The sequence below is a fragment of the Oscillibacter ruminantium GH1 genome, assembly GCF_000307265.1.
GTDB lineage: Bacteria > Bacillota > Clostridia > Oscillospirales > Oscillospiraceae > Oscillibacter > Oscillibacter ruminantium.
Window position 1 is genome coordinate 578,853 of sequence record NZ_DF158897.1, and the last position, 10,399, is coordinate 589,251.

Here is a 10,399-nt window from a genome sequence, read left to right on the forward strand (position 1 = left end):
TAAGGGTGGAACCCTGCAATCCCATGTGGGAGCACACCCCGGAGGGCTGTTTAGCCCTTTAAAATTTCCGTGTTCCGGTATTGGATAGCCTCTGCCAGATGGGGAGCTTCAATGCGCTCCGCGCCCTCCAAATCCGCGATGGTCCGGGCCACCCGAAGCACCCGGTCATGGGACCGGGCGGTGAGGCCCATCCGCTCAAAAGCGGATTTCATCAGCGCGTCTCCAGCCGCGTCCAGAGAGCAGGTGTCCGCAAGCATGGCGGGGGGCATCTGGGCGTTGCAGGATATGTCGCCGCCCCCAAAGCGGGCCAGCTGGAGCTTGCGGGCCGTCTCCACCCGCTGGCGCACGGCGGCGGAATCCTCCGCCGTGTGCTTGCGCCGCAGCGCTTCGTATTCCACGGAGGGGACGTTCACATGCAGATCAATCCGGTCCAGCAGGGGACCGGAAATTTTTTCTACGTATCGCTCCACATCCCGGTCGGAGCAGGTACACCGGCCCGAAGGGTGTCCCCTCCAGCCGCAGCGGCAGGGATTCATGGCGCAGATGAGCTGAAACCGGGCGGGCAGACGCAGCGTCCCGCCTGCGCGGGAAACAGTGACCTCTCCATCCTCTAAGGGCTGGCGCATGGCCTCCAGCACGTCTCGGTGGAACTCGGGCAGCTCGTCGAGAAACAGCACGCCGTTGTGGGCCAGCGACATCTCGCCGGGCCTGAGATACGGTCCGCCGCCGCTGAGCGCCACGGCGGAGGCCGTGTGGTGCGGGGAGCGGAAGGGACGGCGCAGCAGAAGGGGATGCTTTGGGTCCGTCAGTCCCGCTACGGACCAGATGCCGGAGACGGCCAGCGCCTCGCGCCGGGTCATATCCGGCAGAATGGAGGGCAGGCGTTTTGCCAGCATGGATTTTCCGGAGCCGGGGGAGCCGATCAACAGTATGTTAGGTAGCAACCTCATGGTTCTGTTTTGCTTTGTATTTATGCGGTTTTTAGTGTTTGCTTATACGTAAGAAGAGTGCCATTATAGACACCCCCTTATAGCAAAAATCTGAAATTAGAAAATTTTTTCGCCAACCATACTATAGCACAACGCCTTTTGATTTATCCAGAGGTGTAAAATCCATAGCATTAACAAGGCAAAGGTCATGAAAAGTCACTTTATACCCACGATAGTACCAACCATCCACCTCTACATAAATCCTGTCTTCTTTAATTTTGGTGTATCCAATCTTGACTTTCCCACTATTTGTAGTTATAAGACGTTGTTTTCCCTTAATCACATCTGACTCATTATGAGCAGTTGTTGTATGCACAATAACTGGGTCCGCCATAAGAACATAATTGTGGAAGGTTCTTTCCCCTTGATTCTTAATCAAATCAAAAGCGCCCTGATAAAACTCAATAAACTCTTTGTTAGTAGTAATAAAATGTCTGAACTCTGGTGTTTTTGGATAAAAATTCGGACTTCTGCAGCACACCAAGTAAAATTGCTGTTTGCTCATAATAACCCTCACTTGTAGATTTAGTTCTCTACAGGTTATTCCCAAACAGCGACTAAATAATCTTACTTCAGGTTCATCTGAAAGTACCAGTTTCAGGTGCAAATTTGCATATTAATTCAGTATTAAAAAGTCTGTATTTTTTTCAAATCTCAGATTTTTGGTTCTCTATAATTCTTGATTAACATGCGCCATACATTTTGCCTCTTAACAGGCTATCCTCAAAAACCTTGATATTTCAAGGTTTTTCGCTGTTTTGCCAGCATGAATTTTGCCAATCCGTGAACTAAATTTCATGCTTATGTTAGGTAGCAACCTCATGGTTCTGTTTTGCTTTGTATTTATGCGGTTTTTAGTGTTTGCTTATACGTAAGAAGAGTGCCATTATAGACACCCCCTTATAGTAAAAATCTGAAATTAGAAAAATTTTTTTGCCAACCATACTATAGCACAAACTAATGAAAATTTGAAGCAATAAAATATTCTGTGAGCTTACAGGTTAAAGTCTTTTGACAAGTCCTCAAACATTTTTGAACTTTGGAACTCTTCCATTCTAGATTCTACTCGCTCATTTATCACGTTTCTTTGTTTATCACTTATTTTAGATGCTAATTCTTTTGCATTCTTTAACATATCAAGCAGTTCGTTCCCACATGCACCTGCAAGTTTTTGATTTGAAGCCTTTATTACACCTTCTCCATTTGTTATCTCCGTGTTAACTAATATCTCCCTATCGCCCTTGCTATATAATGTAAATAAAACTATACCCATCATATTAGTAATTGTCGCATAGGTTTTTAATTCTTTGTTAAAAAAAGTGTAACTTCCAATACTTCTATGCATTGTGGCATGAGGCCTCGTGTCAACCAGCTCTTGCATTATAGATTGTATATCCTCGAAAAAGAAAATGTGGTGCTCTATACCTTCAACTTTCTCTTCTTCTTTTAAAAGATACCGCCTCATTCTTCCTTCTCTATCAATAAGACACTCTAATGTTTCTACATCAATATCTACTTCTTTGGAGTGTTGTACAAAGTCCAATATATCCAAATATAAGCTTCTCCAACTGAGAGAAGTTAGAAAATAATAAATGTCTTTATCGTATTGAAATTCTTTTTTTCCACCAGACATATATGGATGAAAAAAGGTATTTGCAAATTTAGTTTCATATGTACTAAATAAATCCTCACATTTGCCACATAGTAAATAATGCTTTTCACTATCTTGAACTACTCTGTCAGGGTTATCTAAACTCCTTATTGCACTCACTGATGTCTTCTTTAAATAGCGAACTACAAATTTGGGTACTATGTGACTTAATTCTAAGACTTCAACGGTTTCTCTGCATAAAGCACATTGTTTATCTGACATAATACGTCACCTCCAGTTTTAGTAAGCTTCTTTTGTATGACAAGATAATGGCTCTCCAAGTGCACTTCTAATAAGCAAATAAACATTTAATCCCTTAAAAAATGATTAAGGTTGTCCATTAAATACATTTGATACCCAGTATGTAGATTATTGTGAAATACCTCCCCTGAATAAAGTCGTGATGTGTGTTGACTTAATTCAAGTAAATAATCGTATTCAAAGTTTTCCTTTAATTTATTTATTTTGCTACGGCTTTCCCAAAAAGCACCAACTACCCCTATTCCAAGACCTAATGCACCTAGTTTTTTTAATGTGTCATCAGGCATATTAAAAAATGATTGCATAACCGGAAGTGTTGCCGGAACCATAAGACTTTTTACTCCCATCCAACCTAACGTCTTAATATCACTCATACTTTTTTTATACTCTTTAATAGATTCTTCAATCTCTTTAAAGTAATCTTCAATAATATCCCGTATAATTGTTTCATCTTCACATGTAGATATTTTTGTGGCTAATTCTTTTATGCTTGTAAAAAAACGTTGTCGTTCGGTTTTTTTTGTATCTCTAATTCGTATCAATTCTTTAGGAAAAATATCTGTTATACTAATTGGTAAAAATCTGTTAATAGTTATACAAGCTAATTGAGTTTGAGATTGTTCTTCATAATCAGATATATTCCCATCATGCTGAAAGAAATTTGAGCCACACCATGCTTCGGCATAGTCAGTAGAGAGCGATATATTATTCTTTTTTGCAATGTGATTTGCTAAAAACAACATATATATAGAAGCCATATCATGTGGTACATTAAGCCAATTTTTTTCTTTTGAGTTTTTTGCTAATATAATTTCACGTAGTTTTACATCAGCCTTATCTTTATGCATTCTAATATATTCTTCTTTTTTATAGTTGGACTCATCTAGTGCAGCTGCCCACCAAGTTTCTTTTTTACACCCTTTTATAAATTCTTCACTTGCTTCAGAAGAATACTTACTTGGGTCAATATCTCGAATAAAGCCTCCATTATCAATGAGTTCTTTTACATTTCTAGTGTCTTGTGGCGAATAATCGTTTGGTACAATTCTATATATTTTGTCCCATAATAAAGCCGCAGACCATAGCCATTGGTGACTACTAAATTCAATAGTAGGATAGTATAATGTGTAATTATTATCCATATTTTTCTCCTATCCATTTTTATTTAATTTCAAAGATTGATTTATTAAAATTCCCTTCTTCAGCCAAGGCACGAACTTTTGCCCAAAGAAATTCTTTGAAGTCTTTCTTTTGTGATAATGCTATAGCTAGTTCCTGAACAGTCATTAACACAACATTAACTGTTCTCCCTGAGGCAAAAGTATTTAAAGCTTCTTCGGAATACCCTGAATAACTAATAAACAAGCCACGAGTAAATCCGGATTTGGAGGACACCTTTTCATTAAAAATTACAAGATTCCCTTTGTCTATAGGCTTGCTTGTCCATTTTGCTTCCAAGAGATAAACTTCATTATGTAGAATAAAGCTACCATCGATTTGTTCGCCTTCAATTTTGAAACTACCTCGTGGCTGCAGTCCATTAAGTTCAAAGAATTCTTTTAAATACTTTTCAAAGGCGAATCCCCTTGATTGAGGGCTTTCGTCAAAGTCAGAAAGGGATTGCAATTCTTTAATATACTTATCATAATCTATAAAATCTGTTATAGGTTCTGATTTTTTATTTTCAGGAGCCTTGTGCTTGTAAGAGCCTAGCCTACCTATAAGCCTATTGCCTATGTCAGCACATTGTTTGAACACTTCTCTATCTTCGTCATTAACCATGCCCTTTGCCTGCATATATCTCATTAACTCTAAAAGCAATTTCCCTACAGAAACATTATCATACTCAGCAATAATTGCTCTAAGTATCTTCGCTTTTGAAAGGTTTGGATACTTTACATAAATATCAAAAGATAGTATTTCATAAACAAATTCTTGAAAAGTGCGGTTAGAAAAATCCAAAACATACCCTGAACTCATACCAAATAATCTTTCAAAACAGTCTTTTTCTACAAAATTTAGTTTTGCCAATGTTATTCACCCTCTCCCTTGTTTTTTTCTTTATACTTAAAATATAAAAGGCTCTATATCATACTTAGTTAAAACTTTATTCTTCTTTTTACTTCACTCTATAGAGATTTAGAAATGTATTTCGGTAGGCTTTTTTGACGCATCATCTAAATGCCATACCACAAAACCCCAAGTCACAGTTTACAGTAAAGTGCCAATACAACGGAGCTTAACACTAATTAATAATCCTCATGTACTTTACCCCCTATAGCAATATCTTCTCCGTTTATGTTATAAACCCCTTTATAATAATCAAATGCATACGGAAGTTCTAGTGTCTTGCCTGTGCTTAGATTATGAGCATAGACCTTATCTTCTATTGAATAGTAAAGATTTTCTTCATCTACACCAAGTAATTCTGTTATGCCAGATATAACGTCCTTTGGATAATGTTTATTTAAATTAAAGGAAATCACCTTATCGTTATTCTGTACATATACTCTACCATTAAAATAAAACTTATTTACGTTAGCTAAGGTCCACTTGTTAACACCCTGAAAAGAAGTTAAATAAAGATTATTGCTATAATCCAGATACAATATTGTATCTGCTACAATCGTGAAGGTTTTTATATTAGCTTCAAGTACCAAAGCAGGTTCTTGTCCCTCCAAGCTGTATTTATATAGATTATTGCCTTTTGAATAATTAACATAGTAAATATCTTTACCCACCAGAAGAACAGTACCCACATTATCGTTTACTATATTTGCCTTTTCAGTTCCGTCATAATTACTTGAATACAGCTTTCTATCAGCACCACGATAAATAACCTTGTTATTAGCTATGTTCACTTGAGAAATTGGCTCTGTGTTAACAATGGTTTCTTTACCATTAGCATTTAATACGGTCTGATTATTTTCGTTCAAACATGTATAACCATATTGGTTTTCAGCCAAAAGCCCATAATTCAAAGAATGAAAGCCCCTGTTTCCTAAATAAGCATTTTCATATTTTGAATATAAATCAGCATATCCTAACAATTCTGAGGAGTTTGCTATTTCCGTAATTTTTTCCGTATCCGTTATATTTACATCCTTAAAGCTATTATAAGAATCGTTTTTATCTCCAAGGTCAAGAGCAAATATAACAACGATTAGTGCTAAAAAAATGCCACCAAAAACTATATTTCTTTTCTTGAAGTTTGCTTTTCTGCTTTCTAATTTTTCATTTTTCTTTAGATAAGCTATTTCTTGCGCTTCTATATGTTCATCAAGATTTTGTCCTGTAGCCATTTTGTCCTCCTTAAACTATAATAAAGCAGACTATTATTAGTATTGTGGATGCTAATGTTAATGCTGCAGAGCCCCCCGAACTTAATAATTCAAAAGAATTTATAATAGTTAGTAAAATAATCACCAACCCCATAAAAGTAAGTTTTTTTAGAAGCAATCACCTTTTTGCTTGTTTTATTTCCAATGATTTGTCCTGAATACTGGAAATCTCAGTAGTATATTCCTTTTGCATTACATTCATCTCCTTTGTTACTTACAACAACCATTTTCAGGTGATTACTAAGTCTTAAAATTTCACTTTATTTTGGGCGTATCTGGAAGAGTAAAACTTGTAGCAATATTGTCTGCCATGGTCATAGCATCACTCGCTGGAGGTGTCTTAATACCAATACCCGACATAGACGGCATGGGGTCAACAGGTACAACGTTGGAGTGTGCAGGCTGTACGTTCTGTGTAGCACTACTATGGGAACTATGAGACCCTCCCGAACTTGAAACATGAGAAGTATGTGAAACATGAGATTCATGAGAGGAATGTCCACCTGAACCTGAGCTATGAGAGCTATGAGAGCTATGTGACTTATGGGAACTGTGCGACCTATGAGCCGCAAAAGCATCCGTTCCTAAAATAACCCCCATTATGAGCATCATAGACCCTATGGTCAGAACTTTATTTCTTGTAATATTACCTTCTTCTTCATACAAAAAGTCTTCAATTGATTTTATTATCTTAGGCAATAACTTTTCGCTCATGTTTAATTGCTCCTTTCAATGCTAGTGCATCTACCATTTGTCCATTTCGTTGTGTAATCCCCATCTGAATTATGGTAGGTATATGTTCCATTTAATGTGCCGTTTATAAAAGTTCCTTTGATATAGGTTGAGCTATCAAAATTATAAGTACCCTCACCATTCATAGAATCTTCTGTCCAAGTACCAACATAACTTGTGCCATCTTCCCATGTAAACGTTCCTTGACCATCTCTCTTGCCATTTGAAAAGGAACCAACATAGTTGCCTATACTTGGAAAAGTCATTGTTCCTGAACCTGATATTGCAGTGTTCAAGTATTCACCCGTATAAATAGTCCCTGTAGCAAAAGTAATTTCTATATTTTTTGTCAATACTGCATTTTCAACTGATAATTTATATGTACCCGTTTCGTTTGTGAGCGTAATATTGCCATTTGTGAATTCGTTATCTTCAAAGGTTCCACTATAAATTATGGTATTTGAACTTAATTTGCCCTCGCCTGAAAGCTTATCACTGACCCAACTGCCCGTGTATGTTGAACCATCGGGCCAAGTAAACGTACCTTGCCCACTTCTTGCTGAATCGGAAAAGTCACCTTCATAAACTCCTGTTGTATATGTTAATTTTCCGGCACCCGATATTTCGTTAGAATTCCAAGAGCCTTGATAAACTTCACCTGTATCGAAATAGAATGACCCCTTACCCGTTATATCACCAAGCGCTGTATCACCAGCATATTGGCCAGAGGGCAACTCTAAATATCTTGTAGAAACGGCATCAGCATTTAACACATCTAGAGTAGGTGTGTTCATAGTGCCTAAAATAGAAACTACAATAACAAATATAAATATAGCTCCTATAACCTTTAATATATTTATAAACCTACTCTTTTTGTTCATCACATTCCACTCCTAACCATTTATTAAAAACCTTCATTTCTTCTAGTTTGTTATCTTGCAATATTGAGAAGATGATATCTAACATACCGCCATAAATTTGACATCTAAACGATTGTGTATTTCTAAAAAACAAATCATTTTCTTGTGCCAAGTTTATTACAGGGCATGTCCCACAATAGGGTTGGTAGACACAATCACAGCAATTTAGTTGCCCTTCCAGCAAAGATGCTACACATACAGCCTTACAAGTCGAAGACTGTACTAAATCATCATAGCTGCTCTCAAATACATTACCCAATTTAAAGGCATCATTACCCATCTCGTATAACATCCGACCCTCGTCACAGGTAAATATAGCACCATCATAAAAATAAGCAATTTGTCCTATTGAAGCTCCACAGGGAGAACGTAGTTCCATATAGTTTTCTGAGTAACCGTCCAAGATTTTTTTCAAAAAAATTACTGCATGTCTTTCACAAATATCAATGCCTTCTTGATTAAGTCTTATAATATATCTTAAACAGGTTTCATAAAACTCTAGAAATTCAGAAGCAGTATATCCAACCTTATCCCAAACTCTTTCAGCAGTACCCAATTGGGTCAATGGTCTCACAAATATACTAGTCTGATTGCAACTCACATAAGTATCTATGATTTCTTTTGCATATCTTAAGCTTTCACGAGTAGTTGTCTGAATTGCACCAACCTCATAGCCCCTACCCTGTATGGTCTTAATTCGGTCTATTACAACATCATAAGTGCTTTCTCCATTTTGGAAAGACCGGTTACTATTATGTAAAATCTCATTACCATCTAGCGAAGTAGAGATGTTTATTTTATGTTCAATTAAAAAGTCTAAAATTTCTTCTGTCAGCAGAGATAAGTTGGTAACAATACTAAAGCTGATAATTTTACCCTTCTTATGTTCTTCTGTATATTCAACGATGTGTCTCAATACCTCGAAGTTTGCAAGAGGCTCACCACCCTGAAATTCAAAAGTCAAATAGCGTGAAGGAGACGACAAGGCAATATCAACACTTTTTTCGGCAATTTCATTTGTCATCATATGATGGACTATGTTTATGTCATCTTTTGCTTGACAATAAACACAACTCATATTGCAAACATTGGTTAACACAAATATGTGTAAAACTGTTGCACTGAAGAGATAGTTTTTGTTATCTCTTATGTAATATTTTATTTTTTCTGTAAAAACACTATCATGCTCATCATAAATAAAGAAGTTTTCTTTCAATTTATTATAAACATCTTCTGGCAACTCATTTTTTTGAATTAAAGATTTAAACGTATCTTCAGTTATAAATTGATACTTGCCTGTATCGTTGGTAATTAAATATAAACGACCAAATTTCTTGAAATTAAAGTAATTTAACAACTTATTCACCTCTTTATAGGAGTGCCTTTAAAATTTGCAACCCTTTTTGTGCTATCAAAGACACCACCACAAATTTCTTTTACATCACAATCTTGACACTCTTCGCTGTACCTTACTTTATAATCAGAAATACTTTTAGCACAGATTCCCCAATATTCCTTTTTGACAGCACATAAAGGTAGATTAAATAATTGAACATCAATACCATTTGCTATCAGTATTCTTATTGCTTTTTCTGATTTAATAAACATTTCCTCATAAGGCAACCAAACTTTTTCTTTATTTTTTGCAGCATTGCCTAGCATTTCTAATCCCATAAAATTCACACTGTGAACACCTTGAAAATACTTTGCAATATATCTCGCTACTTTTTCAATATAGTCGATATTGTGTTTTGTCAATACAACTCGAATTTCAACTTCTACGTTGTAATGTAAAAGATTATGGATACCAATTACCGTTTGTTTGAAACTCCCCGGAGCCTGCGTAATCGAGTCGTGAGTTTCTTCACAGTATCCATAGATAGGAATACCTATACGAATATTATCAGGTATACACTCCATAAATCGCTTCGTAAAGCTATAATCTCCCCAGGCTCTTCCGTTTGTTAGTAACAAAAAATAAGTTTCATCATAACCATATTGCAATTCTCTCATCAAGCCGAAAAAATCTTCATTTAGTAAGCTGGGCTCCCCACCTGTTATAGTTAAATATCTTGGAGATTTAGGAAAATATCTCAATAGTTCCTTTAAATCAGTCAGACTACATAGCTGACTGTGTTTTCTCGAGTTTTCACTGCAAGGACACATTACACAGTTTGAATTACATTGAAGTGTTAATACAAGAGCATTATCATCGGAGTTTGAATTGTATTGCTCATACACGATACCCTTGCTATCTATTGAAAAAACATCTTCAGAATTGCAATTTTCAAATAACTCACTTACACTTTTGTTAAGTGTAATATACCCATCATAGGTGTAAAGCTTATATGTATCTTGGTCCTTATAAATATGATTAAAACCAGTCCGCATATATTTGTAGTGTTCTTCTTCGCTGTAAGCCAATTTAAACACATAATAATCGTCGTTATAACCTTCTACGTATCTTTTCATATAATCAACACCTTCATAACTGTGTAAATAACA

At 36.4% G+C, this 10,399-nt stretch carries 10 protein-coding genes; all 10 read right to left on the minus strand.

Going from position 1 to position 10,399, the window contains the following annotated elements; genetic code table 11:
• Nucleotides 1-50 precede the first annotated feature (50 nt).
• Complete coding sequence (locus tag ON16_RS07230; RefSeq protein ID WP_243441787.1) at nucleotides 51-950, minus strand: YifB family Mg chelatase-like AAA ATPase; 900 nt, start codon at nucleotides 948-950, stop codon at nucleotides 51-53.
• A 121-nt stretch (nucleotides 951-1,071) separates the two neighbouring features.
• Nucleotides 1,072-1,494 carry a hypothetical protein gene (locus tag ON16_RS07235; RefSeq protein ID WP_040660718.1) on the minus strand — a complete coding sequence of 141 codons (423 nt, stop codon included), beginning with the start codon at nucleotides 1,492-1,494 and terminating at the stop codon, nucleotides 1,072-1,074.
• Between the two features lie 489 nt (nucleotides 1,495-1,983).
• Nucleotides 1,984-2,862 carry a hypothetical protein gene (locus tag ON16_RS14990; protein ID WP_051131595.1) on the minus strand — a complete coding sequence of 293 codons (879 nt, stop codon included), beginning with the start codon at nucleotides 2,860-2,862 and terminating at the stop codon, nucleotides 1,984-1,986.
• A gap of 86 nt (nucleotides 2,863-2,948) precedes the next feature.
• The gene (locus ON16_RS07245) at nucleotides 2,949-4,043 is read right to left on the minus strand and encodes a hypothetical protein (protein ID WP_040660720.1); all 1,095 of its coding nucleotides are present in this window, start codon (nucleotides 4,041-4,043) and stop codon (nucleotides 2,949-2,951) included.
• Between the two features lie 19 nt (nucleotides 4,044-4,062).
• Complete coding sequence (locus ON16_RS07250; RefSeq protein WP_040660722.1) at nucleotides 4,063-4,932, minus strand: restriction endonuclease; 870 nt, start codon at nucleotides 4,930-4,932, stop codon at nucleotides 4,063-4,065.
• A 218-nt stretch (nucleotides 4,933-5,150) separates the two neighbouring features.
• Entirely contained in the window at nucleotides 5,151-6,203 is a 1,053-nt protein-coding gene (locus ON16_RS07255) for a DUF5050 domain-containing protein (protein ID WP_040660725.1), read from the minus strand.
• Between the two features lie 294 nt (nucleotides 6,204-6,497).
• Complete coding sequence (hxsA3, locus tag ON16_RS15985) at nucleotides 6,498-6,956, minus strand: His-Xaa-Ser repeat protein HxsA3 (protein ID WP_081579616.1); 459 nt, start codon at nucleotides 6,954-6,956, stop codon at nucleotides 6,498-6,500.
• Between the two features lie 2 nt (nucleotides 6,957-6,958).
• Complete coding sequence (locus ON16_RS15315) at nucleotides 6,959-7,855, minus strand: MORN repeat-containing protein (protein ID WP_081579617.1); 897 nt, start codon at nucleotides 7,853-7,855, stop codon at nucleotides 6,959-6,961.
• A complete protein-coding gene (hxsB, locus tag ON16_RS07260) occupies nucleotides 7,839-9,251 on the minus strand; it encodes a His-Xaa-Ser system radical SAM maturase HxsB (RefSeq protein ID WP_051131596.1) in 1,413 nt (470 codons plus the stop codon). Before hxsB ends, ON16_RS15315 begins: the two co-directional genes overlap by 17 nt.
• A gap of 5 nt (nucleotides 9,252-9,256) precedes the next feature.
• A partial coding sequence (gene hxsC / locus ON16_RS07265) for a His-Xaa-Ser system radical SAM maturase HxsC (protein WP_207643784.1) occupies nucleotides 9,257-10,399 on the minus strand: 1,143 nt, incomplete at its 5' end.

Coding starts and splice junctions, on each gene's coding strand:
- ON16_RS07230 (WP_243441787.1), bottom strand. CDS start 950: ATGAGGTTGCTACCTAACATACTGTTGATCGGCTCCCCCGGCTCCGGA.
- ON16_RS07235 (WP_040660718.1), bottom strand. CDS start 1,494: ATGAGCAAACAGCAATTTTACTTGGTGTGCTGCAGAAGTCCGAATTTT.
- ON16_RS14990 (WP_051131595.1), bottom strand. CDS start 2,862: ATGTCAGATAAACAATGTGCTTTATGCAGAGAAACCGTTGAAGTCTTA.
- ON16_RS07245 (WP_040660720.1), bottom strand. CDS start 4,043: ATGGATAATAATTACACATTATACTATCCTACTATTGAATTTAGTAGT.
- ON16_RS07255 (WP_040660725.1), bottom strand. CDS start 6,203: ATGGCTACAGGACAAAATCTTGATGAACATATAGAAGCGCAAGAAATA.
- hxsA3 (WP_081579616.1), bottom strand. CDS start 6,956: ATGAGCGAAAAGTTATTGCCTAAGATAATAAAATCAATTGAAGACTTT.
- ON16_RS15315 (WP_081579617.1), bottom strand. CDS start 7,855: ATGAACAAAAAGAGTAGGTTTATAAATATATTAAAGGTTATAGGAGCT.